Source organism: Microcoleus sp. Pol7_A1, from assembly GCF_036701085.1.
GTDB classification, from domain to species: domain Bacteria; phylum Cyanobacteriota; class Cyanobacteriia; order Cyanobacteriales; family Microcoleaceae; genus Microcoleus; species Microcoleus asticus.
In genome coordinates, this window is the sequence record NZ_JAUBQD010000030.1 from 34,835 (window position 1) to 57,689 (window position 22,855).

At 46.5% G+C, this 22,855-nt stretch carries 22 protein-coding genes; 11 read left to right on the top strand and 11 right to left on the bottom strand.

Going from position 1 to position 22,855, the window contains the following annotated elements; all coding sequences use genetic code 11:
• The first annotated feature begins 68 nt into the window (after positions 1–68).
• Positions 69–1,340, top strand: a complete 1,272-nt coding sequence (locus tag QUA20_RS17700; RefSeq protein ID WP_333190324.1) for a ribulose bisphosphate carboxylase small subunit — start codon at positions 69–71, stop codon at positions 1,338–1,340.
• 98 nt (positions 1,341–1,438) lie between these two features.
• On the opposite strand, the gene rbsK is transcribed toward QUA20_RS17700, so the two are convergent.
• Positions 1,439–2,359 carry a ribokinase gene (gene rbsK, locus QUA20_RS17705; RefSeq protein ID WP_333190326.1) on the bottom strand — a complete coding sequence of 307 codons (921 nt, stop codon included), beginning with the start codon at positions 2,357–2,359 and terminating at the stop codon, positions 1,439–1,441.
• 303 nt (positions 2,360–2,662) lie between these two features.
• Here rbsK and nblR point away from each other — a divergent pair, with 303 nt between their 5' ends.
• The 4 genes from nblR (at position 2,663) to QUA20_RS17725 (ending at position 5,186) form a co-directional block, all read left to right on the top strand.
• Positions 2,663–3,358, top strand: a complete 696-nt coding sequence (nblR, locus tag QUA20_RS17710; RefSeq protein ID WP_172189432.1) for a response regulator transcription factor NblR — start codon at positions 2,663–2,665, stop codon at positions 3,356–3,358.
• Positions 3,359–3,459: 101 nt separating this feature from the next.
• Positions 3,460–3,996: a DUF192 domain-containing protein gene (locus tag QUA20_RS17715; RefSeq protein ID WP_333190327.1), complete on the top strand. Its 537-nt coding sequence runs from the start codon at positions 3,460–3,462 to the stop codon at positions 3,994–3,996.
• A gap of 665 nt (positions 3,997–4,661) precedes the next feature.
• Complete coding sequence (locus QUA20_RS17720; RefSeq protein WP_333190329.1) at positions 4,662–4,793, top strand: hypothetical protein; 132 nt, start codon at positions 4,662–4,664, stop codon at positions 4,791–4,793.
• A gap of 180 nt (positions 4,794–4,973) precedes the next feature.
• Positions 4,974–5,186, top strand: a complete 213-nt coding sequence (locus QUA20_RS17725; RefSeq protein ID WP_172189436.1) for a DUF2949 domain-containing protein — start codon at positions 4,974–4,976, stop codon at positions 5,184–5,186.
• Between the two features lie 55 nt (positions 5,187–5,241).
• Here QUA20_RS17725 and QUA20_RS17730 read toward each other — a convergent pair whose 3' ends face one another.
• Positions 5,242–6,399 (bottom strand): alanine--glyoxylate aminotransferase family protein, encoded by a 1,158-nt coding sequence (locus QUA20_RS17730; protein ID WP_333190331.1) that lies wholly within the window; start codon positions 6,397–6,399, stop codon positions 5,242–5,244.
• Positions 6,400–6,477: 78 nt separating this feature from the next.
• A complete protein-coding gene (locus QUA20_RS17735) occupies positions 6,478–6,723 on the bottom strand; it encodes a DUF5340 domain-containing protein (RefSeq protein WP_041623669.1) in 246 nt (81 codons plus the stop codon).
• Here QUA20_RS17735 and QUA20_RS17740 point away from each other — a divergent pair.
• The gene (locus tag QUA20_RS17740) at positions 6,722–6,910 is read left to right on the top strand and encodes a hypothetical protein (protein WP_172189440.1); all 189 of its coding nucleotides are present in this window, start codon (positions 6,722–6,724) and stop codon (positions 6,908–6,910) included. The two genes, QUA20_RS17735 and QUA20_RS17740, sit on opposite strands and share 2 nt — an antisense overlap.
• Before the next feature lie 163 nt (positions 6,911–7,073).
• Here QUA20_RS17740 and trpC read toward each other — a convergent pair whose 3' ends face one another.
• Together trpC and QUA20_RS17750 are read right to left on the bottom strand one after the other, a co-directional pair.
• Positions 7,074–7,973: an indole-3-glycerol phosphate synthase TrpC gene (gene trpC, locus QUA20_RS17745; RefSeq protein ID WP_333190333.1), complete on the bottom strand. Its 900-nt coding sequence runs from the start codon at positions 7,971–7,973 to the stop codon at positions 7,074–7,076.
• A gap of 276 nt (positions 7,974–8,249) precedes the next feature.
• The gene (locus tag QUA20_RS17750) at positions 8,250–8,444 is read right to left on the bottom strand and encodes a hypothetical protein (RefSeq protein ID WP_333190334.1); all 195 of its coding nucleotides are present in this window, start codon (positions 8,442–8,444) and stop codon (positions 8,250–8,252) included.
• Between the two features lie 169 nt (positions 8,445–8,613).
• Between QUA20_RS17750 and QUA20_RS17755 the strand changes: the two genes are divergently transcribed.
• From QUA20_RS17755 to QUA20_RS17765, 3 genes are read left to right on the top strand one after another with little or no spacing between them, the layout of a single operon-like run.
• On the top strand, positions 8,614–11,259 hold the full coding sequence (locus tag QUA20_RS17755) for a hypothetical protein (protein ID WP_333190336.1): 2,646 nt from the start codon (positions 8,614–8,616) through the stop codon (positions 11,257–11,259).
• 8 nt (positions 11,260–11,267) lie between these two features.
• The gene (locus QUA20_RS17760; protein WP_333190338.1) at positions 11,268–11,594 is read left to right on the top strand and encodes a nucleotidyltransferase domain-containing protein; all 327 of its coding nucleotides are present in this window, start codon (positions 11,268–11,270) and stop codon (positions 11,592–11,594) included.
• On the top strand, positions 11,591–11,980 hold the full coding sequence (locus tag QUA20_RS17765) for a HEPN domain-containing protein (protein WP_333190339.1): 390 nt from the start codon (positions 11,591–11,593) through the stop codon (positions 11,978–11,980). The genes QUA20_RS17760 and QUA20_RS17765 overlap by 4 nt, the downstream gene beginning before the upstream one ends.
• A gap of 70 nt (positions 11,981–12,050) precedes the next feature.
• Here QUA20_RS17765 and lpdA read toward each other — a convergent pair whose 3' ends face one another.
• On the bottom strand, positions 12,051–13,487 hold the full coding sequence (gene lpdA, locus QUA20_RS17770; protein WP_333190341.1) for a dihydrolipoyl dehydrogenase: 1,437 nt from the start codon (positions 13,485–13,487) through the stop codon (positions 12,051–12,053).
• Positions 13,488–13,927: 440 nt separating this feature from the next.
• On the opposite strand from lpdA, the gene QUA20_RS17775 reads away from it, so the two are divergent.
• Positions 13,928–14,206, top strand: a complete 279-nt coding sequence (locus QUA20_RS17775; protein ID WP_333190343.1) for a hypothetical protein — start codon at positions 13,928–13,930, stop codon at positions 14,204–14,206.
• A 237-nt stretch (positions 14,207–14,443) separates the two neighbouring features.
• Here QUA20_RS17775 and QUA20_RS17780 read toward each other — a convergent pair whose 3' ends face one another.
• From QUA20_RS17780 to QUA20_RS17800, 5 genes are all read right to left on the bottom strand, one after another.
• The gene (locus QUA20_RS17780; RefSeq protein ID WP_333190345.1) at positions 14,444–16,675 is read right to left on the bottom strand and encodes an AAA family ATPase; all 2,232 of its coding nucleotides are present in this window, start codon (positions 16,673–16,675) and stop codon (positions 14,444–14,446) included.
• A 172-nt stretch (positions 16,676–16,847) separates the two neighbouring features.
• A complete protein-coding gene (locus QUA20_RS17785) occupies positions 16,848–18,428 on the bottom strand; it encodes a polysaccharide biosynthesis/export family protein (RefSeq protein WP_333190347.1) in 1,581 nt (526 codons plus the stop codon).
• Between the two features lie 129 nt (positions 18,429–18,557).
• Positions 18,558–19,277: a cyanoexosortase B system-associated protein gene (locus tag QUA20_RS17790; protein ID WP_333190348.1), complete on the bottom strand. Its 720-nt coding sequence runs from the start codon at positions 19,275–19,277 to the stop codon at positions 18,558–18,560.
• Positions 19,277–20,152 carry a cyanoexosortase B gene (gene crtB, locus QUA20_RS17795; protein ID WP_333190383.1) on the bottom strand — a complete coding sequence of 292 codons (876 nt, stop codon included), beginning with the start codon at positions 20,150–20,152 and terminating at the stop codon, positions 19,277–19,279. Before crtB ends, QUA20_RS17790 begins: the two co-directional genes overlap by 1 nt.
• 149 nt (positions 20,153–20,301) lie before the next feature.
• The gene (locus QUA20_RS17800) at positions 20,302–21,441 is read right to left on the bottom strand and encodes a DegT/DnrJ/EryC1/StrS family aminotransferase (protein WP_333190349.1); all 1,140 of its coding nucleotides are present in this window, start codon (positions 21,439–21,441) and stop codon (positions 20,302–20,304) included.
• Positions 21,442–21,736: 295 nt separating this feature from the next.
• On the opposite strand from QUA20_RS17800, the gene QUA20_RS17805 reads away from it, so the two are divergent.
• Positions 21,737–22,795 (top strand): NADP(H)-dependent aldo-keto reductase, encoded by a 1,059-nt coding sequence (locus tag QUA20_RS17805; protein ID WP_333190351.1) that lies wholly within the window; start codon positions 21,737–21,739, stop codon positions 22,793–22,795.
• Positions 22,796–22,855: the final 60 nt, after the last annotated feature.

Consider the following 22,855-nt stretch of genomic DNA (forward strand, 5'->3'; position numbering starts at 1 on the left):
GGTGCAGGCTGTTAGTTTTGTCATAAAATCATAACAGTAACAACAATTAATCCCTCACAAATCTACTGATGAGTTATTACATTTCTCCTAACTTTCTCGATAAAGTTGCGGTGCACGTCACTAAGAACTTTTTAAATTTGCCCGGGGTAAGAGTTCCCCTAATTTTGGGAATTCACGGCCGAAAAGGAGAAGGCAAAACTTTTCAAACCGAACTGGTTTTTCGGCGGATGGGCTTTGAACCGGTGATGATATCTGGTGGGGAATTAGAAAGTCCGGATGCAGGAGATCCGTCGCGTTTAATTCGCTTGCGCTACCGGGAAGCGGCGGAGCAAATTCGCGTGCGCGGCGAGATGTGCGCCATCTTTATTAACGATTTGGATGCTGGTGCTGGCAGGTTCGATACTACTACTCAATATACTGTCAATACTCAGATGGTCAATGCGACTCTGATGAATATTGCTGATAATCCAACTAACGTGCAGTTACCGGGAAGTTATGACAGCACGCCGCTGCACCGAGTGCCGATTATTGTCACTGGAAATGATTTTTCTACGCTTTACGCGCCGCTGATTCGCGACGGGCGGATGGAGAAGTTTTATTGGGAACCCAGCCGGGATGATAAAATTGGCATTGTTGGGGGAATTTTTGAGTCGGACAAATTGTCAAAAACCGATATTGTGGCGTTAGTGGATAATTTTGCCGAGCAGGCGATCGACTTTTTTAGCGCTTTGCGATCGCGCATTTATGACGAACAAATCCGCGAATTCATTCACAAAGTAGGAATCGAGCGAGTTTCCAAGCGTTTGGTAAACACTTTGGAAGCAGCGCCAGATTTCCACAACCCGAATTTCAGCCTCGCTCATTTAATAGAAATGGGCAGTTTGATGGTGGGCCAACAAAAGCGGATTCAGGAAATGCGCTTAGTAGATGAATACAACCAATCGCGGCTGTTTAACGTTCAAGGAACCCCCAATGCTCCTGCTGCTGCGCCAACGCAAAGTCAATTAAACGACCCGTCATCCAAATATTATAAGGCTTACGATGAGCCAAGTTCTGAAGGTGGTAACGGTCATGCGGCACGGCTGAGCTCCGAGGTATTGGAACAAGTAAAGCAGTTGTTAGCAAGAGGCTGCAAAATTGGCATGGAATATGCAGATAATCGCCGATTTAAAACTGGTTCTTGGCAAAGTTGCGCGACGATTAACAATGCACAGGAAAAAGAGGTGGTTGCATCTTTAGAGACTTGTTTGGCGGAACACGGCGGCGAATACGTGCGGCTGATTGGTATCGATCCAAAAGTCAAGCGGCGGGTAGTTGAAACAATTATTCAGCGGCCATAAAATTAGTTAAAGTAGGGTGGGGAATGCGCACCTGACAAATTCCAGTAATGCGCGCTTGAAAAGTTAACGTAGGGTGCTCTTCGGCGCACCTTACAAATTTAAATTAAATTATCCAAAAATTTATCAAAAGTTGCCCGATCGGGCATAGCACCTTGAGCACCCGCTTTAGTTGTGCACAGAGCGCCCGCTGCTGCGCCCCACCGCACCGCCTCTGACAAGGAAAGACCGGCATCTAATGCAGAGGCCAACCCGCCGTTAAAAGCATCGCCAGCGGCCACAGTGTCGATCGCCTCCACAGCAAAAGCCGGTACAAAAAACGTTTCATCCGCCGTAACAGCAACAGCCCCGCGATCGCCCAATTTGACAATAACATTCTTGACGCCACGCTCCTGCAAGTGTTTGGCAGCTACAATCGCTGTTTCGGTGTCATTCACCCGAAAACCTACTAACTGGCTGGCTTCCACTTCATTCGGCGTGATAATGTCAATTAGGGGATAAAGTTCGATAGGCAAATCCGCCCTAGCTGGTGCTGGATCGAGAATAACTCGCACCCCCGCTTGACGAGCAGCTTTCGCAGCTTTTTGGACAACTTCCAGGGGAATTTCTAACTGTAACAGCAAGGATGTAGCTGCTGTTAACAGTTTTTTGAGACGTTCTAGATCTGCTTCACCGACATTGTTATTCGCGCCCGGAATCACAATAATATTATTTTGACCTGTCTCGTCTACCGCGATTATTGCCACTCCTGAATGAGTGTTTTGGTCTATTAATACATTGTCTGTATTTACCCCATAAGATTGTAAATTTGTCAATAATTCTTCAGCAAATTTATCGTTGCCGACGCGGCCGATGATGTGGGTGGAAGTGCCGAGACGGGCGGCGGCGACAGCTTGATTTGCTCCTTTGCCGCCGCCGGCCGTGAAAAAATTGCTACCGATGATAGTTTCCCCTGGCTGCGGCAACCGGGGAGTTTTTGCTGCTAGGTCGATGTTGATACTGCCGAATACGATGATGCTCATAATTTAAATTGGGAATTGGGCATGAGGCATGGGGCATGGGGCCTTAGAGAATTGGGAATGGGTAATGGGTAGCAACTCGCAAATAACCCATAACGAATAGACATCTCCCATAATTATCGTGGAACAGGCAGGATGCCTGTTCAAAACCTGCTTTTTAGCAGAAGTCTAATAACAACAAATAACAACAGTCAACGGCCAACAGCCAACACTCAACAGCCAACACTCAACAGCCAACAACCAACAGTTAACAACCAACGGCCATCAAACGTGCTAGAACAGTTATGGTCTCCACCGGTCAATTCAATGGCTGCAATTACTCTCGATCGCAATCCCTGTGTCCTGCTAGTTGAAACAGACGAAGTTCTCGCCGGACACTTGAGTCTCGACTTAAAATCCTCCGGCTACGAACCGGTAGTGGCTTCTAATACCGCCACAGGTCAACATTTAGCTCATGAATTGCAGCCAGCTTTGATTGTAATCGATCGGATACTTGGCCCTGAGTCGGGGCTGTCACTGTGTTCTTACCTCAGAAGTATTGGCAATCGGGTGCCGGTACTGCTATTGGTCGGTCGCGATACAGTTGACGATCGCGTAGCTTGTCTGGAAGCTGGCGCGGATGATTATTTTCTCAAACCTTACCGCACTGAGGAGTTTTTGCAGTTGGTGCGCTTGTATTTGCAGCCGGATAACACCAGCAACGAACAATTGAGGTTTGGCGATTTAGTTTTGGATTTGGCCTCTAGGCGGGCCCTGCGCAACGGACGGGCGATCGACCTGACGATGAAGGAATTTGAGCTGCTAAAGTATTTGATGGAACATCCCCGCGAGGTTTTGACTCGGGAACAAATTCTGGAAAATGTTTGGGGTTACGACTTTTTGGGCGAGTCGAATGTGATTGAAGTTTACATCCGCTATCTGCGCCTCAAGATTGAAGATGAGGGCGAAAAGCGCTTGATTCAGACGGTGCGCGGTGTTGGCTACGTGATGCGCGAATCTTGAAGCAGTCAGTTGACAGTTGACAGTTGAGAGTTGACAGTTGGTTCCTCTGTCCAATTGGCAATTCCCAATCTAAAATCTAAAATCTAAAATCTAAAATCATTATGAATTATTTAGGTAATTTGCTGAGTATTGCGGTAATTCTATTTTTGCTGGGATGTTCGCCGACTTTACCTGTTGCGAATACTGGTGCTACTGGTATTTTGGCGTCGCAGTCTCCGACGGCGACAACATCGGGTCAAGTGCTGCCTGTTTCTGCTAGAGCTCGGATAGCCGATCGCCCGTCAGCGGAACCCTCGAAGAGGATTGAACTCGAAGTGGCGAAAACAGTGGAACAACAAGCTATGGGTTTAATGTACAGAACTTCTTTGCCGGATGACAGAGGAATGCTGTTTGAGTTTAAATCGGCGCGGCAGGTCAATTTTTGGATGAAAAATTGCAAGATTTCTCTGGATATGATTTTTCTGCGGAATGGAGTAGTTGAGGCGATCGAAGTTTCTGCACCTCCTTGTACTGCCGATCCTTGTCCTACCTACGGGCCCAACACTGTTGTCGATCGAGTTATTGAACTCCGGGGCGGGCGAGCTGCTGAACTCGGTCTCAAAGTGGGCGATCGGATTGAAATCGAGTTTTTCCAGTAAAACTACGGATTGTTTCAGTTGGCGATTGTATAGGGGCTAGAAACCAGGTTTCTTGCGATATTTCTCGTTACTCAACCCAAAATTTCCTAGAAACCCGGTTTCTGAGGTCAACCTGCCTCAGCGAACTAAGTTTTGAGGTTGTAGTCTGAAACCCTTATTCTCCGGTTGGCGATCGAAAAATGTCCAAACTGTTGTTCTAGTAAAACCTGCACACAAACACAATCCCCCGGTTTCCATCCCCCAGAGATCCGCCTGCCTTCGGAATACTGCATAAAATTTAGAAACTTTACAAAAATTGATTAAATTTGTTAAAACTTTAATGTAAGATTCAATACAAACACCAACAGATTTGCTACGATGTCGATCTCAGCCAGTCTGGAGTTGAGCTTGTTTGCGGAAGCTGTAGATAGTTGGTCGCGGGTATGAGACGAGTCAGCGATTCGTTACCAATCCTGAGAGACGATACTCAGCCTCAAGAGGTAGCTGGACGAAAAAAAATTCTCTGGGACTTCTGAACTTCGAGCTAAATCTACTAAACCTATCGGAAGTAAAATGCTACAAGCCAAGTTATTTGGCAAAGTTAACTTCTGGTAGCAGGTTGGGGTTGGATCGAAATATCTAACCAATGTTTCGGAAGTAGATTTGCGGATTCTGCATTTGGGCAGATGAAGTTAAACTCTGAACCTGGTTTATTAGTTTTAGGTAGCAGAATTTATTTCGATTCGCGCTGCAAAGATGCCGAGGTATTCAGTTTAGATTCGATCGCGCTGGCAGCAGCAAAAGTGCAAAACCTTTAGCTTTTTGGAAAAGGTTGGCTTTATAGTCGCACTCAGCATTACATTTGGCAGTTTCAACTGCCAATACTGTTAAAACAGTTATCGACGGTTACAAGACAGATTTAAAACTGGCTTATTACTAATCACAAAACATCAGGTTCCCATTAGAAAATGGTGTCCTATACTTAGAGGTGAAATCAGATGGCATCCGCTACATACACTCGATTAATTCGATTTTTACAAGAAGATTTGGCAATTTCTCCCGCGTCAATTGCTGTCGCCGAACGTGGCGGTGACAAACAGCGCCAGCGCGATAAAGACCCGAATTCCTTGCCGATGGTTCTGTGGCAATACGGTTTAGTCACTCTCGAACAGTTGGATAAAATCTTTGATTGGTTATCCGAAGCATATTAAAAGGATTTTAGATTTTAGAGAAAATCCAAAATCCAAAATCCTTTAACAACTGAGATTAGGATTCAGCCAAGAATTTGGCAGCAGCGGCAACGCCGGCACCAGGAGTATAGCCTTCATGGCCCAATTCTCGTAACACCGCCTCTAAAGAGGAAATTGCTGCTAGGATATCGCGATCGGACACAAAGCCCAAATGGCCGATTCGGAAGATTTTACCTTTCAAATGGTCTTGTCCGTCGGCGAGAGCAATGTCAAATCTTTTTCTCATCAACGTCCGCACTTTTTGAGCATCTACCGATTCTGGTGGCATAACCGAGGTAATCGCAGGGCTGGCGGCATCGTCAGCGGCAAACAAGGGCAAACCTAAAGCTTTTACAGCAGCGCGAGTAATTGTCATCAACCGTTTGTGGCGCGCGAAAACGTTTTCTAATCCTTCGGCTTTCATCATCTGCAATGTTACTTGCAGCGCAAAAAACATATTGACCGGCGGAGTAAAAGGAGTGGTATTTTTGGCAGCTTCTTTGCGGTATTTGCCCAAATCTAAATAATAGCGGGGCAGTTTCGCAGTTTTGTAAGCTTCCCAAGCTTTGGGACTGACGGCCACAAAACCCAAACCAGGGGGAATCATGTAAGCTTTCTGAGAACCCGAAGCAATGACATCGATGCCCCAAGCGTCCATCGGAATATTGACAGCGCCTAAGCTAGTGACAGCATCGACCATAATTAAAGCTTCACCGTGGGCTTTAACGTGGCGATTGATGGTTTCGAGGTCGTTGAGTACGCCGGTGGAGGTTTCCGAGTGGGTGATGATGACAGCTTTGATTTGCTTCTCTGTATCTGCTTCGAGTTTTTCGCGGAAGTGTTCGGGGTTTAAAGGTTGGCCCCACTCAGCTTTAATAATTTCGGCGTTTAAACCGTAAGCTTCGGCAACTTCCGCCCAGCGTTCACCAAATTTGCCGTTAGTACCGAGTAAAACTCGATCGCCCCCACTCAGGAAATTAATTATCCCAGCTTCCATCGCCCCGGTACCGGAAACGGTTAAACTCAGCACGTCGCTGCTGGTTTGGTGCAACCATTTGAGATTTTCGGTACATTCTGCAAAAATCGCGTCAAATTCCTTGCTGCGGTGGCCCATCGGGTGTTTTGCCATCGCTAACAATGCCGCTTCCGGCACCGGCGTCGGGCCGGGAATCATCAGCATTAATTTGTTGTCCATGATATTGTCCTAACTTTTCCTGTGGGAGTTATATAGAATAAATCAAATACGATACGTCGCGTCGCTACTCTAAGTTTTTTAACTTTTAACTCCCTTGTGGTTAATTTCATTTAGAGACCAGCGGTGTTCTACCGCTAAGTTCGATCGCTCGCAGCTTTGTTCTAATTGCTTTTGAATGGCAAGGGCTTTGCGCAGAGTAATAATAAGTTGGTGAACTTGTTGCTGCTGCGGCGATTGGGGACTGACAGCAAACATCGTTTTGCGTTCTAACAATTGAAGTAGCAATTCATAATGAATGTAGGAAGGAAGGGGGATTGGCTCCATGAAAGCTAACATACCTCAGCGAACCGACACCCCATTGCAATTGCATGAGGCATCACAGGTGAACATTAGATGCCCGATTGTTTATTTGTTTTCTCACCGTACAAAAACCCCTGCTTTGCCGATCGAATATTCGGGGCTGGGTGCGTTGGACACGCTAAATCTTGCGATCGACAGGCTTACAGAATAGATTTAATTGCTTTCTGGCAAAATATTTCTATGCCATGTAGCTTTGAGTGCTATTTCTTTTTTACAGTAGCGCTTGAGTCGATGCAGGCTAGAAATTCTCATTATTTACCTACTTAATCACTTTTTATCAGAATTAAGGGGGATTTGTCAAGCGGTCTCGCCTTTCACAGACCCGGATGGGCTTCCACAAGGGAGGCTAAAGCGGCGCCTGGATCGGGCTGTTTGACCAGAGATTCGCCGATGAGGACGGCTTCTGCTCCGGCGCTGGCAAGTAGAGTTAGGTCGTCGGGAGTGTGGATTCCTGACTCGCTGACGATGAGGATGCCTTTTGCTTGGATTTCGGTTTGGCGGGAGGCTAATAGTTGGCTGGTGGTTTCTAGGCTGACGGAAAAGTCTGCTAGGTTGCGGTTGTTGATACCGATCAGGTTGACGCCTTCTAGGGTTAATACTCGATCGAGTTCTTCGAGAGTGTGAACTTCTATTAAAGCTGTCATGCCCAAAGTCTTGACAATTTTGACAAAATATTGTAGGTCTTTGTCAGATAGAATAGCGGCGATTAACAAAACAGCATCAGCGCCGTGAATGCGGGCGAGATAGATTTGGTAGGGATAGATAATAAACTCTTTGCAAAGCAGGGGTAAATCGACGGCGGCACGGATTTTAGCTAGGTTTTCAAAGCTGCCTTGAAAGAACTTTTCATCGGTGAGTACGGAGATGCAGCTAGCGCCGTTTTGTTGGTAAGCTAGGGCGATCGCCACTGGGTCGAAATCTTCGCGAATTACGCCTTTGCTAGGGGAAGCTTTTTTGACTTCGGCGATGATAGCGGGTTTGGTTTTGCCGTTTTTAAGGGCGGCAAGAAAGTCGCGAGTTGGCGGTGCAAAGGGGAGTTTTTTGTGAAGTTCGGATAAGGGAGTGCGATCGCGCTTTTGGGCCACTTCAGCTTCTTTTTGCCAGACAATTTCTTCGAGGATGTGCTGGGGTTCGGCGTCGGGTACGGCGATTTGGTAGCTGAGGTAGAGTACGGAAACTGATGTGCTGGGGGGACGGCGGCGGATTTGAAGCATTGTTACTGGTTGATACTAAGGATTATTGTAGGGGCGATCGGGCTTTTTGCAATTGGCGAGTAAGGATTGAAGTCGCAGCGATCGCAGATGCAGCGATTGAAATCGCCCCTACAAAGGCAAAACCCGCCTGCCCGGGTTAAATTGCACAAGTCTGGCGTTGGGCGGACTTTAATTGTGTAGCGACAAATTTCAACCTGTCGCACCGATTGTTATGTGAAAATTCCCAAATTGCATTTGTAGAGACACGAGCGATCGCGTCTCTACAAGATGCGATGGTTAGTGAGACTTTTTGTTCAGAAAAATGACAACTTTCTGGGAGTCTTGTTTTTTAACTTCCCTTCTGCGTTGACTCCGGATCTTAGTTCGCGATGGGGGAGAATCATAGTAAATTTTTTCCTCGCCCCAAGGAAGACTAAGTTGCACCGCGACGGGTTGATATTCAGAGACGTTGTATCCTTTGGAATTAGCCATCTTTTTTCTGTGTCAAGTAGTGGTTTGGATTGAGGAAAAGTTAGTTGGCCAACCTCGCTTCCTACATTTCTACAATGATTGATTTGTCATGCTTTCACTAGATCGGCTTCCGATCGTGCATATTTCGATCTAAAATCGATCTTGACAATTGCTTAATTCAGGTGTAATCGTGGCCAAGCTCAAGGCTTCTCAGCAGGGAATAGCAAAAATTAAGCAGGCAAGGAATGAAAAGGGGTGGACAGTAAATGACCCCAGATGCCTTGTGGAAGCTAGTAAAGTTTTGGAACCAAAGAAAATTTGGCAAGAAGGAGGCCCTTATGCTGACGGTTGCTCCGAAGGAAATTGGAAACGTTTTCTGTACGGAACAGCAAGCGTTAACACTGAAGTTTTCAAGGCTTTCTGTAGAGTTTTAGGGGTATCTTGGGAAGAGATTGTCGATCGCACTGTTGTCGCTCAAGATTTTGCTGTTGAGCACAGCCCCGAAAAGTCGCAGGAGGTTTGTCGCCGGATGCTGTTGGTGGAACCAATAGACTTATTAAATCGAGAGTCGAGGGCTCGCTGCGCGGAGCTTTGGCAAGTCGTAAGAGTTAACTATAAAGAAGCTAATGAACTTGCTAATGACCAGTCCCTTGGCACCCCCCCACCTGATCTACAGCTCGATCCTGGTAGGCTAATTCTTTTAATTGGGGAAATGGGTGCGGGGAAATCACTGATGGCAGAGCGCCTCTTTCAAAGAGCAATTCAACAGTTAAGAGAGGATATTAAGGCTCCCATACCTATCTATATAGAAGCATGGCATTTACTACCTCAAAAACCGCTTTGTAAAGTTGTAGAAGAAGCTGCCAGTAGTATAGGCAATCCACAAACTCAAGGCGCTGTAGTGATTATTGATAGAACAGATGGAGTTGAAAGAAGCCTTGCTTCCAGGATATTGAGAGAAGCTAGAATTCTTGTCAACGTATGGCAAAAAACTACAATCATTATTACTAGCAGACCAATCCCAGACTTTGCAGAAGCAGAAGAATCAGTTATTGTACCACCGCTTTCTAATGAAGAGGCATATACTTTAATTAATCGGCTTGCCGGAAAAACTGTCACTTGCATGGTTCAAAATTCGGCACAATCAGTCCTAAATGCTATCCATAGACCTCTTTTTGCTGTGCTGGTAGGTATTTATCTGCGAGACCAGAATGGCAGACTACCACGTTCAAAAGAAAATTTATTATCCAGCCTTGTGGAACGCTCCCTGCGTCTGGTACATCTAGAAGAGAAAAGGATTGTGCAACTGCTGCAACAGCTTGCAATCCTTTCTGTAGACGGTGGCGGTGCCCCTGTTCCTGTTAACAAAGTTGCATCGTGGTCTGAGCGACAAGAACTTTTAAATTCTAGGCTTGTCGTTGAGCATTCTGAACACTTGAGATTTTCACTCCCAATGCTAACCCAATGGTTTGCAAAAGAGAGTTTAGCGACTGGCAAGCCTTACCCTAACGAACTAGCAAGCGAGATAGAGCGAATTGAGCGTTGGCGATACCCTTTGATTCTTGCTACTGCTACCCTCGACAGTGACAAAGTATCAAGATTTCTTGTGGCGATTGCTGAAAGATATCCTGCAATAGCTGCTGAAATTGTGAATGAAGCACTGGTAGATGCGAACATCACAAATGAAACTTCACTGCCCCAATCGCTTGAACTTGGGCGACAGGTACGAACGGCTATGCAAGCTTGGATAAATGGTATTGCCTCAATCGCTCAATTGATTGCAGGAGTCCGAGAAGATGGTACACTTCCGCCAATAGGTGTTCGTATCAGTAAGAAGCGCTTAGATATCGATCTACCAATAGATTTTGATATAATTGAAAGCAAGGTTGAAATTGCTAGATATATTGGGAATAATGTTCGCCCTGATGTCTTTAAGTTGGATTTAGGCTTGACAAATCCAGAAGATTTGCTGAAAAAGGGTTTTGACTGGTATAGAAGCCCTGCGCTTCAGCAGCAGTCGTGTTGGCCTTGGAAATGGACACAGCAAACACTTGTTGAGTCACTTTCTGCTTTATTGCAAAAATTCAGATTGCCGATCGATCGAGGTATTCTTGTGCAGGAAGGGGCGTGGCGGGCAGCATTGTTGATTACTAAAAGATACTCAAATGGGTCATTACATTATTCCCCCATTCCATTAGCAGAGATAGAACAATGCTTAGATAAATTTGACCGTGTGTTTAGAGAGGAGATACTGGGAATAGGGGTAGACCAACACCTTTTCGATCTACTTGTGATGGAGATAGATCGTCTTAATATAGAGGAAAAAAAAGAGTTAAGCTCTCCGTGGTTTAGTATAAAACAATTATCTCCTGAGCAAATACTTGTACAGGCAAGAGATATTTACACTCAGGCAATTGAGACATATCAGAAAATAGTCACACAGTGGTTCCCAAATTTTTCGGATAGCTTGCAAACAATGGCATTACTACCAGCTCAAATTGCAGGTGTAGTTATCCCACCATCTCTAAATAGAAGTCAAGCAGGTGTCAGTTGGTATTGGAACCCTTTACCCCCTGGTAGCTTAAGTAAAGTTGACTTTGTTCTCGGCGATCGTCCTATATCTGGAGAAGAAAATTGTTTTAGTTTAGCCTTCAAGCAACTATCTTATCAGCGTCCCCAAGTATTAGAGCGGTCTGGAAAGAGAATGACTGTGCATGCAATAGACCCTACAATATTCTGTCTAAGACCTGTGACTGAGCTAGTTTACGATTGGCTGTGGAATGACCTTAAGCGAATCTTTTGGGTGAAAGGAGAACTAAAATCCCCAAATCTTTGACAACAAATATGAACATTAACGATAAACTTAACAACATACTGATGCAACTTCGATCGCACTTCGAGCAACTGTACGGCGATCGCCTCACCAAAATGGTACTCTACGGTTCCCAAGCCAGAGGCGATGCACGCCCCGACTCTGACATTGATATTTTAGTCGTCCTCAAAGGACAAGTAAACCCAGGCGAAGAAATTAAAAGAACCAGCCACATTCGAGCCGATTTGTCGCTCCAAAATGATGAAGTCATTAGCTGTCTGTTTATGGACGAACAGCGATTTACGCACTACAACGGGCCTTTATTGCGGAATATTCGTAAAGAGGGAATAGCTTTATGAAACCAGAACAATTAGACTTGCTCCTGAAAGCTCGTCAAAGTCTATCGGCGGCAAAGCTATTACTAAATAATGGTTTCCCAGACTATGCAGCATCTCGCGCTTATTATGCCATGTTTTACATTGCTGAGGCATTTTTAGATGGCGAAGGAATGTCATTTTCCAGTCATGCCGCAGTAATTGGAGCTTTTGGCCGAGAATTTGCCCGTACAGGAAGACTTCCTGCTGAGTTTCACAGATTTTTAATCGATGCTCAAGACTTGCGAAATAGTGGGGATTACGGGGGACTTGATACTGTCACTGTCGAGCAAGCTGCGGAGCAAATTAACTGCGGCGAGCAATTTCTAGAATTAGCCCAAAATGCGATCGGCACTCTACCACCGCTCTAAAACAGTATACCCAAATCCCCGACTTATTCAACAAGTCGGGGATCTAGAACAAGAGCATCGCCCCTACAGATTAATGGCTACCCGCTCCAGCCGCCCGTTTGAAAGCCTCATCCAGCACTTCCGAAAGCGTCGGGTGAGTGTGAACTCGGAATGCTAAATTGTTAACAGAATCGCGCTGGGCGATCGCATTTGCCGCCTCCTGAATTAAATCCGAAGCGTGCAAACCGAAAATGTGAACTCCCAACAACTCCCCAGTATCTTTCCGGAAAATCACCTTAGCCGTACCGTCGGTTTCCCCTTCAGCAATAGCCTTAGAATTTCCCTTAAAATAAGTCTTGACAGAACCGACCTCAAACCCTTCAGTTTTTCCTAACTCCTTCGCCGCAGGTTCAGTCATCCCCACATAGCTAATTTCCGGGTGAGTAAACGCCGCCGCCGGGATACTCAAATAGTCAACTTCGCGGGCACGGCCACAAATATTTTCTACTGCGGCAATTCCCTGAGCAGACGCAGAATGCGCTAACATCATTTTGCCGTTAACATCGCCGATCGCCCACAAATTTTGCACGGGTTCTCCCGCCACCAAAACCTGCATCTTATCGTTAACTGGGATATAACCGCGTATCGTTTCTACGCCAACAGTTTCTAACCCCAAATTCTTGCTCACCGGAACTCTGCCAGTTGCTACCAAACAAGCGTCAACTTCCAAAACTTCGACAACTTCCTTAGTTTTGAAATCAGCTAATTCAATAATTACCGGCGAACCAGGAGTAATCTTCTTCGCCAAAACACCTACTTTTGTTTCAATATCGCGGGGTGCAATTAAGACTCGTTCTGCTAACTTAGCAATATCCGGGTCAAAAGTCGGCATCAATTGGTCTAGAGCTTCAATCATCGTAATTTCGCAGCCCAGGGCTGTGTAAATATCCGAAAACTCCAAACCGATATAACCGCTGCCAATAATTGCGATCCACTTCGGCAGCGATTCCAACCTGACAGCATCGTCGCTGGTAAATACAGTTTTGCCGTCAATTTCTATCCCGGGGGGGACGAAGGGAACCGAACCTGGAGCGAGAATAATATCCTTGGCGGTAATAGTTTTCTCGCCTTTATCCGTTTCGATCGTAATTTTTTGAGAACCGGCGATTTTTCCCCAACCTTGGATAGTATCGACGTTCAAACGTTTGAGGCTGTTGGTCAAGTCGCCGCGAAGTTTGCTAACAATAGTATTAGCGTGATTGGCGATCGCCCCGCGATCGAAATCCACACTCCCCAATTGAATTCCCAAAGTCTTTAGGTGGTGGGCATTCCGCAAATCTCGCACCCGCCCGGAAGCCGCCAACAGCGCCTTTGAGGGAATGCAGCCGCGGTTGACGCAAGTCCCGCCCATGTCCCCTGCTTCGATAATTGCCACTTTCAGCCCGCAGCTAACCGCGTGTATGGCCGCGCCGTGTCCGCCCACGCCAGCGCCGATAATTGCTAAATCGTAATCAAATCCCTGAGTCACCTTAAAATCTCCTAATGCCTTTGAAATCTTAGGACTCAAGCAAAAAACACCGTCTGTCCGTCCTTTCGAGCTGGCGCGTTGCCATCGCAACTCTTGAACAGCGGTAATAGTTGCGCAAGTCCTGTTTCCTTATTCTCGACTAGACTAGGGTTAATTAGACAACGAAAGAGCCGTAACTGAGATTTTTTCAGGGTCAATGATTTTGAGCTGGGTCTGCACCAAGTCTCAAATCACTCAGTAGGCGGGTGTAGAGTTAAATATAGTTTGAAGGCTGACAATGCCCGCAGCAGCTTTTATATTGGGGCAGCAAGTTCAGCAGCAGGCATTCCACCGTTCGGTTAAATTGTGTCCGCTTGCTTGTTTTAGTCGGTTTTCATATATCTGCACGCGCCGGGGCGGACAGACTTTGTTGGCAAATTTTAGACCCTATGGAGTGGCTTATGACGGATGACGACGACCAGAAAGATTTACGCCGGGCCTCGGCTCAATCATTTTTTGAGTCGCTTGATGAATTGTTCGATTCTATAGAATCGAACAGCAGTCAAGCTGCACAACCTAAATCTCCACCGCCTCAGGCTAAGTCTTCGAGTCAGTCTTCGAGTTTGCCGAAGAAGACTAGACCTGCGAAAATTAATTTGTCTGATTTTGAAGATGCGATCGCCGATTTGGAACAGTTTCTCCAGAACAAACACCAGAAACGCCCGGAATCCAATCAATAGTGCGATCAACACATTTTCAAGTAATGACTGTTGACTGTTGACAAGCGAAAAATTTTAGACCTAATTTCCCGCTCCCAGATTCATCTGTGGAGTCAAATTTTCAATCTAAAATCTAAAATCTAAAATCTAAAATCGACTGGCTGTTAACGGTGCTTTCGGCTTAATCTGCTTAGGTTGCAGCCTGCAATACATTCACATTTCGTTGAGGATTGCTTTACCAGAATCAAGCCGCATAAATTAGCTCAATTTACTATTAATAGCCTTATTTTTATGCCTTGACTGCTGCGGTAATTGCCTCGATCGCACTTCGATAGCCCGATCGCCGATCGCACTTAAAGGCAACTCGAATTCCTCAATATCATTGCGGAACTTCACCGCAATATCAGCACCGTTAATAATTGCTCCCAACAGCCGCGGGCCGGATTTATGCGACTCCTCCTCCTCAGATTCCAGCAACTGATCTGCCGCCTCAGACAACATACTAGACAAAGTGTAACCAGGCCGCGCCACCAAAATCATACCGTCTGTGTACGGTTCCAGCGTCAGCGCGTCGTTGCACTCGCTCAACGCCGGAGAATCCACAACCACAAAATCAAAGCGGTTGCGAACATCGTCGAACAATCTCCGCATTTCGCTCGATTCGAGTACGGCAGAGGCCTGCCGCAAAAAGCCCGGACTCGGTACCACATATAGGTTCTCTACCTCGGGAACCAAAAAGACGCACTCGCTAATATTGCCGTAATAGTGCAAAGGTTCCACCGCCGCCAGAGGATCTGCAGCGATTTTCAAAGATTCAACATTAGAAGCCGATCGCAAATCTGCTTCAATTAACAAAGTCCGCTTACCCGATCGAGCCGACGCAATTGCCAAATTGTAAGCACTAAAACTTTTCCCCTCCAAACCTGCCGCCGAAGTCAGCAGCACCACCTTCACCGGTTTGTCCCCGATCCGGCGCAAATTAGTGCGCAACCGCTCGTAAAATTCCAAATAGGGAGAATTTGCCGCCAGGGCGAGCGGCATTTCATCGCCGTAGGAATAATCAAACACCGTCACTTCAGGCAAAACTGCCAGTATCGGCACCTCTTTTTCCACCAAAGCCGCCCGCACTTCTTCCCAACTGTAAAACTTGCCGTTGAGCATCCCCAACAAAAATATCAACCCGCCGCCCAGCAGCAATCCCACAAATCCTCCCACCGCCAGCATCACGGGCAAACCTCTCTTGTTTGACTCAACGTCATTCGTTTTGGGAAGTTGGGCGATTGTCAAACTCCCCGTTGTCTCAGCTACCGCCGCCGAAGCATCTACCAAAGCCGACTGCATCTTATCGTAGAGAGCTTTTTTCAGCGCCACTTGCTGGGCCAACCGGGCTTGTTCTAACTGCTTGTTGGGGATTGTGGCGTGTTCCCGGCGTAATAGCTGTTCAGTTTTCTCGATTCCTTTGAGTTGCTGTTTCGCCATATCCTGCTGCGTTTGCAAAGCAATCAAACTTTGAGCTAACTGCTGTCTCGCCGGGTCTAAAGAAGAGTCTACCCGAATTCGATCGGCACTTCTGAGCGGAGCCGCCACCCCGTTACCGCCGAGCACCTCAGACTGTCGCTGCTGCAACTGCTGCTCAAAAACAAGTTTTTGTTTGACCAATTCTACAATCTTTGGGTGTTCCTCCTGCAAGTCGCTGCGGAGAATTTTGAGCTGAGATTCGAGCGAAAACAATTGCACTCGCAGTTGCGCAATAATTGGATCGGCAGAGAGTGCTTGAGCGACGTAAGCTTGCTCCACATTCAATCCCAAGCGATCCTGCAAGCTTTTCATTTGAGCTTCAATTCCTCCCAACTGCGCGCGGAGCGATCGCTGCTGCTGTTGGCTGCTGGTAATCGCTTGCGGCAGTACACCGCTCTGAGCTGCTAAAATTGAAGTTCCTTCTCGTTTTTCGTAGGCTTCAAGTTTTGCTTCCGTCTCTCTAAGCTCCTGAGTTACTTTCGGCAAACGCTGGTTAATTTGGGCGATCGTTTCTCGCAGTCTAGAAGTATTAATAGTTTGGCTGCGAGCGACCATTTCTTTCATCATCGCCTCTACTACCGCTTCTGCTTTTTTGCGATCGACATTTTTGTACAATACTTGAATCAAAGCGCTGGGGTCATTATTCTTACTCGGCATCTTTACCTGCACGCTGTCTGCCAGCTTTTTAGCAGAAACATTTACTTTTTTCGCTGCTGCTTCAACCACCCTTCTATCCAGCAGCATATCTTTAGTTATTTCTTGTCCTTCCTGTTGAATTTTAGTAGTAGTCGATGAAAAAATCACGCTCGGTCTACGGTATGCCAGCGTACCTGCCGCAACGTAAACTGGCGGCGGAGTTGGCTGCAAAGCCACTACTCCCGACACGCCCACAGTCACCGCGAGAGTAGCCAGTCCCACCCACTTGTATTGGTCAAAAGCAATTAAATAACGTTTAACAACGGATAAAGTCATGACGATTTTAGATTTTAGATTTTAGATTTTAGATTGCTAATTGTTAACGATAACTAATGATTGCTGACAAATGATACCCATTCCCAAAAACCTTAGAACTTTCGGCCTGCGATCTAAACCCATATCGCATAAGTCATTCCCCATCTCAAATCGAAAATCGAAAATAGTCTGACTACCTATCATTATTACGTGACGGTCCGAACAGATCTGTTACCCCATTTCTCAACTGCTCAAAGAACAGAATAAATCCCAAAGTATCCCGGAATGGTCGAGTAAAAGTATTGATTACATAACCAATGCGCTCTACCAAATTCCTACCAATCACAATCACATCATTATCTTCGAGCATCGGGTTCTGAGAAACATTGCCCTCCAAAGCAGCTTTAGCATCTATCGAACGGTTGATTGCTCTACCTTGCTTTTCGTCGAACCGAATCAGGGCTATTTTCCGCAAGTCAGCAAGATTAACAGGCAAGTTGTTGAGAGCGTCCAAAAACCTGCTGCCATTTTCTACGTAGAACGAGGTCAAACCACCACTAGCGTAACTCAAAACTCGAACGTAGATCCTCGGCTTAATCAGAGTAGACCGCGAAACAAGAGCTTTGTCGTAGTCTAGGTTTTTGGTACTAGCGTCCAATTCCGGGATGACAATCACATCTCCCGATGCTAAAGGAAAATCGAACAAATCGTTAGCGTTTGCTAGGGGAGTGTAGAGGTCGATTGGTTCCTCCACCGACGAGCCGTCCATCAGCGTCCGCCGCACTCGCACCTCCCGCAAATCCGCTTTTCCCGTGACTCCCCCCGCGATCGCCAAAGCAGCCGAAATTCGACCAGAACCCGCCGGAAGCGTGTAAAAACCGGGTTTGCTGACTTCTCCGGTGACAGTGATTTGGATGGGGACAGCGGCAGCAGCGAGGCTGTACCTGGATGCTAAATCTTGATCGGATTTGCGATCGGGCGTAACCTGTTTATACGGTACGACGATCGCATCTCCATCTTCCAAACGCAAATCCGGCGGAGCAATACCAGTTTGCAGCGGTGTCAAAATATCAACAACTTGCTCCGCGACAGCACCTCCCGGCAGAGTCCGCCGCACCCGCACCGCCCGCAGTTCCGCCGTAGGAGTAGTCCCAGCAGCAGCCGCCAGAGCCGCAGGAAGCTGGGGGGTTTGCAGCGGATAAAAACCCGGTCTGGCCACTTCCCCCGTCACCGTTACCACTACGGGGCGCTGAACCAGCAAAGCAGCCGAGACTTGAGGATTTTTGATAAATTGGCCAAAGCGCTCCCGGAGGCGCTGCTGTGATTCTTCGACAGTAAGACCGCGCACATTTACTGTTCCGATTAGCGGCAGTACAATTACCCCTTCAGGGCTGATTGCACCTGTAAAACCTAGCTCTGGGAAGCGCTGAACTTGAACAGAAATCTGGTCTCCCGGGCCCAGGCGGTAGGGCCGATTCCGAAAAGCTGGGTTAATATCCCGGTTGAAATTCGCAGGCGGCGGTGGCGGTACGCGCAATGGCGGTGGCGGCACGAGTCGCGGGGAACTAGGAGCAACAGATTGAGCTAAAGCAATTTCCGAAAAAATTTTGTTGTTAAAGCCCCATAATACAGCAGCAAAAGATAGAGTCCAAGCAGTTGAATACAAGCCGGCCAAGGAAACAGCGACGCGATTTTTTATTCTGGATTTTACTGGCATTTTGAGATGATTAAAAACATAAATATTTTGAATAATTAGCTGACTTTTAAGTTTCATCTAAATAGAGCGACGCGAAAAAAAAATAAGATATTTTAGGGGCGGGTTGAAACTAGATATTTACTAGGAGGCAGTTTATTGTGGAAAAACCCGCCCACCCCGTATACCGATTTATTTGCACCTAGCTACTTACTCAAACCGAAAAGTTTCTGCCATTAATTGAGCCTGTACAATTTCGCCGAGAGATTCGAGCAAGGGTTGAGCTTTGTTAATGTCGCCCTGCGGTTGAATGGGAAGGATGATACTGACAGCAACCCAAGAGGCGCGGCGGTTTGACAGTCTAGCAATGCTGTCTTCCCAAAACCAGCGGCTGGTTGTTGGAGAACCCCCGTTAGGCCAAGCGTACCACTGCATGACAGCAAAAGTTTGTTGGGGAGTCCAGCTTCGGAAAAACCGGGTCTCGACATTAGGCGGTGGCTGGTCGTGTATTGGCGCTACTTTAACTGTAAACCTCAGAGTGCGATGAGAATCTGTTTGCCACCGGTGAAATCCATCGATATCTAGCCATTCTACTTGGGGCTGGTTTTTGGGGCTATTTTGAGGCAACAGCAATAAAATAGCAATTGTTCGATCGTTTTTAATTTCTTCAACTAACCATCTGTGACCGCCAATTTGGACGTTATTCTGGACGCGGATCACCTGCCACCCGGGAATTGTCATCCCATTTTGGCGCAAACTTTTCAATTGATTGAGGTTGGCAACTGGTGGCGGGTTTGTCCAAGGCCACCTTCCTGTCCCGTAGCCCGGAATTGCTACTGCCCCAACTAATACCAGCAAAAACACCAGTACCATAATTTTAGATAATTGATACCGCCGCAGTAGTTTCCGTGCTGAAATCATCTGTTTCATTAATTGCCAGACTTGCTTGGGAAATACTTTTCTACCCCGTTGAGGAGAAGTACCAATAAGCCTAGTATACAAGCAGAATACAAGTCTCCGCCCCATCCGGCGTGCAGCCAAGTAAAAAGCCCCTCTCTCTCGGTTCCGTGAAAGTAAGTTAGCAAAGTGTTGCGGAAAATGTTGGAAGTGATGCTAATGATAGATGTACTAACTAAAAACAAAAGGCTTCTTTTGTGGGAACTCCAAACTCCTGTCCAATCCAGCAGAATTAGGCTGACGTAAAGACTGGTAAACAGCATTTTCAAACCTGCACAGTGGGGAGCAACTTCTACAATGCGATCGTTTACGTAGAGATAAATTGTTTCCACTCTCACGTTGAGACCAACCTTAATTAATATCAATCCTGATGTTTCAGCAATGAATTGCTGCAACGGCAAGGCGTAGGGTTCTATCAGGTAAGGAATGTGGTTTGGTGAGGCGAGAAATACGAATAAAAGCGGCATCCCCTGCAATTGCAAGCCGGGAATTCCTTTTAAAGATAAGCAAATGCTGACTAGCATTATTGGCAGGGATAAATTTACTAAATCGCTCAAGCGACTCAGATAAAAAAGGGTGGCTAGTACCAGCAAAAAGCCTCCCAAAGGATGGGGTGAGTTGGGCAACCGGCGCCAGCACTTTCGGTTCGTCCAAGCAATATAAGCTGCGTAGGGCAAACCAATTAGTCCGTGGCTGAAATATTCGTGTTCGATGCTGATATTTTTGTTGAGCCAGCCGTCGTACCAGTGTACTAGCAGGGGGGCGTACAGCAGCACTAGGAGTACCGCGATACCTTCCGCCAGGAAGTATCGCTTGAAAACAATCCGAATTCGGCGCTGGATGTGCATGGTTTGAGAAGTTTTGAGGTTGCCGCGCTGGATTCGCAACGGTGTGGGGTTTTGAACTGTCAGTTAAAGAATTGTTAATTTCCCACAAAAACGCTTTGAGAACCGCACCTTACTGCTTGAAACACCTGCAGCATAAGTTTTACGAACAATTAGCAATTCAATGATAGTACGATCGCCCGAACAACTTGCTCGATCTGAGTATTGCTCAATCCGGGATACATTGGCAATGATAAAATTTGTTGGCACAGGGTTTCGGCGCGGGGGAAGTCGCCCCGATTGCCTAAATTTTGGTAGGCGGGTTGCAGGTGACAAGGTACGGGATAGTGTATACCTGTTTGAATGCCGTTTTGGGCGAGTTTTTCCTGAAGGGTGTTGCGGTTGATCGAGCTTTCCTCAGTAATTTGGATAACATATAGGTGATAAATGTGACCGCTGCTGCTGTGGTTGGCGATCGGTACAATACCTTTGTTTTTCAAGGGTTCTAGTAGAGTATTGTAGTGTTGGGCGGCGTCGGTGCGATCGCGATTCCATTTTTCTAAGTAAGGCAATTTAACATTTAGCACGGCCGCTTGCAAATTGTCGAGGCGGCTGTTGGTACCAATTTCTGTGTGTAAATATTTGCTTTGTGCTCCGTAATTGCGGAGAGTTCGCATTTTTTCTGCGAGCTCTGCATCGTTAGTAATTAACATCCCGCCGTCGCCAAAAGCACCGAGGTTTTTGCTGGGATAAAAGCTGAATGCTGCTGCTTTGCCAATGGAACCCGCGCGGTATCCTTCTCTTTCGGCTAAGTGCGCTTGGGCGGCATCTTCAAATACGATCAAATCGTGGCGCTTCGCAAAATCTAAAAGCTGCCGGGGCGATACCATTTGACCGTAAAGGTGTACGGGGATAATTGCTTTAGTTTTCGAGGTAACTGCTGTTTCGGCTGCTGTGAGGTCAATCAGGGCGGTTTCCGGGTCGCAATCTACAAGAATAGGTATAGCTTTGGCTTGGAGCACGGCGATCGCGGTGGCGATAAAAGTGTTAGCGGGCATGATAATTTCGTCGCCCGGATTAATGCCCCAAGCTTGGAGTCCCAGAGCGATCGCATCAGTTCCGCAAGCCACTCCTACGCCGTATTTTACTCCAGAAGCTGCTGCAAATGCTGTTTCAAATTCCGCGAGTGCTTGACCTAAAATAAACTCTCCTTTCTGGATTATTTTTCCAATTTCTGCTGCTATTTGCGATTGGATTGGTTGGTGTTGCAAGGAAAAGTTTACAAACGGAACTTTGGGCGGGCGGTTACTCATAAACTATCGAGGCATAATTCTTTATATTAACATTTTAGTGCGGATAGCATTTAAAATATTTTAACCGCAGACGGCGGAGAGTAAAACAGGGAAAAGGGAGAGTTTTTACGGAATAGCTGCGCTTTACGTACTTTTTTGTGAGTCATCAAATAAATGAAACAGGACTTACGCAAAAACCCGGTTTTGTCACGTTATTTGGTCATCCGATATCGAATGTGACAACGATAAACCGGGGTTTTTTGCTCTCTTGCGTAAGTCATGTGAAAGTTTTTCGCTAAGATAGAAACAGATATTTTTGCAGCAAGCAATCGCAATCATGGAATACAAAAAACTCGGCGACAGCGACTTATCAGTATCTGAAATTTGTTTGGGTACGATGACTTACGGTCAGCAGAACACCGTTGCAGAAGCGGCCCAACAGCTCGATTTTGCGATCGATAGAGGCATCAACTTTATCGATACGGCAGAAATGTATCCCGTCCCTGGAAAACCGGAAACTCAGGGCAAAACAGAGGAATATATCGGCGAATGGTTGGCGAAGCAGCAGCGGGATAAAGTCATTATAGCTACTAAAGTGGCGGGCAGAAGCACTCGATTAAAGTGGATTCGGGAAGGGAAAAATCAGATCGATCGCCCAAATGTCGAAAAAGCCCTGAATGACAGCCTGAAGCGCTTGCAAACTGACTACATCGACCTGTATCAGATCCACTGGCCCGATCGCTACGTCCCCTTATTTGGCGCGCCGGATTACGACATCGCGCAAGAGCACGAAACAGTCCCGATTTTGGAACAGTTAGAGGTATTTTCTGACTTGATTAAAGCTGGCAAAATCCGCTATTTAGGTTTGAGTAACGAGACGCCTTGGGGAGTTTGCGAGTTTTGCACGTTGGCTGAAAAACACGGCTTGCCGAAAGTTGTTTCGATTCAGAATGCTTTCAGTTTGAGCAATCGGACGTTTCACCTAAATTTAGCAGAAACTTGCCGATTTAAGAATGTGGGATTGATGGCTTACAGTCCTTTGGGATTTGGGCTGTTAACGGGTAAATACTTGAATGGAATTCCCGAAAATTCTAGGTTGGCTTTATTCGCGGGATTTGGTCAGCGTTACGATAAAACTAATCTGAACGATGCGGTGAAAGCGTATGTTGAGATTGCGCGGAAACACGGGATAAGTCCGGCGCAGATGGCTTTGGCGTATGTGCGATCGCGCTGGTTTGTAACTAGCACTATTATCGGTGCAACCAGCCTCGAACAGTTGGAGGAAAATATCGGTAGTTTGGAGGTGAATTTGGATAAGGAGATCGTAGCGGAAATCAATGCGGTGCACGCTAAGTATCCGAATCCGACACCGTAAGTTTATTAGTAGGTTGGGTTGAGGTAACAAAACCCAACTTACCACTTTTTTAATATCATT

Excerpts from the sequence above, each read along its gene's own strand:
- QUA20_RS17735 (WP_041623669.1), bottom strand. The coding sequence starts at position 6,723 with ATGGAGCCAATCCCCCTTCCTTCCTACATTCATTATGAATTGCTACTT.
- QUA20_RS17800 (WP_333190349.1), bottom strand. The coding sequence starts at position 21,441 with ATGAGTAACCGCCCGCCCAAAGTTCCGTTTGTAAACTTTTCCTTGCAA.
- QUA20_RS17780 (WP_333190345.1), bottom strand. The coding sequence starts at position 16,675 with ATGACTTTATCCGTTGTTAAACGTTATTTAATTGCTTTTGACCAATAC.
- QUA20_RS17720 (WP_333190329.1), top strand. The coding sequence starts at position 4,662 with ATGAAGTTAAACTCTGAACCTGGTTTATTAGTTTTAGGTAGCAGAATT.
- QUA20_RS17750 (WP_333190334.1), bottom strand. The coding sequence starts at position 8,444 with ATGGCTAATTCCAAAGGATACAACGTCTCTGAATATCAACCCGTCGCG.
- QUA20_RS17760 (WP_333190338.1), top strand. The coding sequence starts at position 11,268 with ATGAACATTAACGATAAACTTAACAACATACTGATGCAACTTCGATCG.
- QUA20_RS17790 (WP_333190348.1), bottom strand. The coding sequence starts at position 19,277 with ATGAAACAGATGATTTCAGCACGGAAACTACTGCGGCGGTATCAATTA.
- QUA20_RS17725 (WP_172189436.1), top strand. The coding sequence starts at position 4,974 with ATGGCATCCGCTACATACACTCGATTAATTCGATTTTTACAAGAAGAT.
- nblR (WP_172189432.1), top strand. The coding sequence starts at position 2,663 with ATGGCTGCAATTACTCTCGATCGCAATCCCTGTGTCCTGCTAGTTGAA.
- QUA20_RS17765 (WP_333190339.1), top strand. The coding sequence starts at position 11,591 with ATGAAACCAGAACAATTAGACTTGCTCCTGAAAGCTCGTCAAAGTCTA.
- QUA20_RS17700 (WP_333190324.1), top strand. The coding sequence starts at position 69 with ATGAGTTATTACATTTCTCCTAACTTTCTCGATAAAGTTGCGGTGCAC.
- trpC (WP_333190333.1), bottom strand. The coding sequence starts at position 7,973 with ATGCTTCAAATCCGCCGCCGTCCCCCCAGCACATCAGTTTCCGTACTC.
- QUA20_RS17715 (WP_333190327.1), top strand. The coding sequence starts at position 3,460 with ATGAATTATTTAGGTAATTTGCTGAGTATTGCGGTAATTCTATTTTTG.
- crtB (WP_333190383.1), bottom strand. The coding sequence starts at position 20,152 with ATGCACATCCAGCGCCGAATTCGGATTGTTTTCAAGCGATACTTCCTG.
- rbsK (WP_333190326.1), bottom strand. The coding sequence starts at position 2,359 with ATGAGCATCATCGTATTCGGCAGTATCAACATCGACCTAGCAGCAAAA.
- QUA20_RS17775 (WP_333190343.1), top strand. The coding sequence starts at position 13,928 with ATGACGGATGACGACGACCAGAAAGATTTACGCCGGGCCTCGGCTCAA.
- QUA20_RS17740 (WP_172189440.1), top strand. The coding sequence starts at position 6,722 with ATGAAAGCTAACATACCTCAGCGAACCGACACCCCATTGCAATTGCAT.
- QUA20_RS17785 (WP_333190347.1), bottom strand. The coding sequence starts at position 18,428 with ATGAAACTTAAAAGTCAGCTAATTATTCAAAATATTTATGTTTTTAAT.
- QUA20_RS17730 (WP_333190331.1), bottom strand. The coding sequence starts at position 6,399 with ATGGACAACAAATTAATGCTGATGATTCCCGGCCCGACGCCGGTGCCG.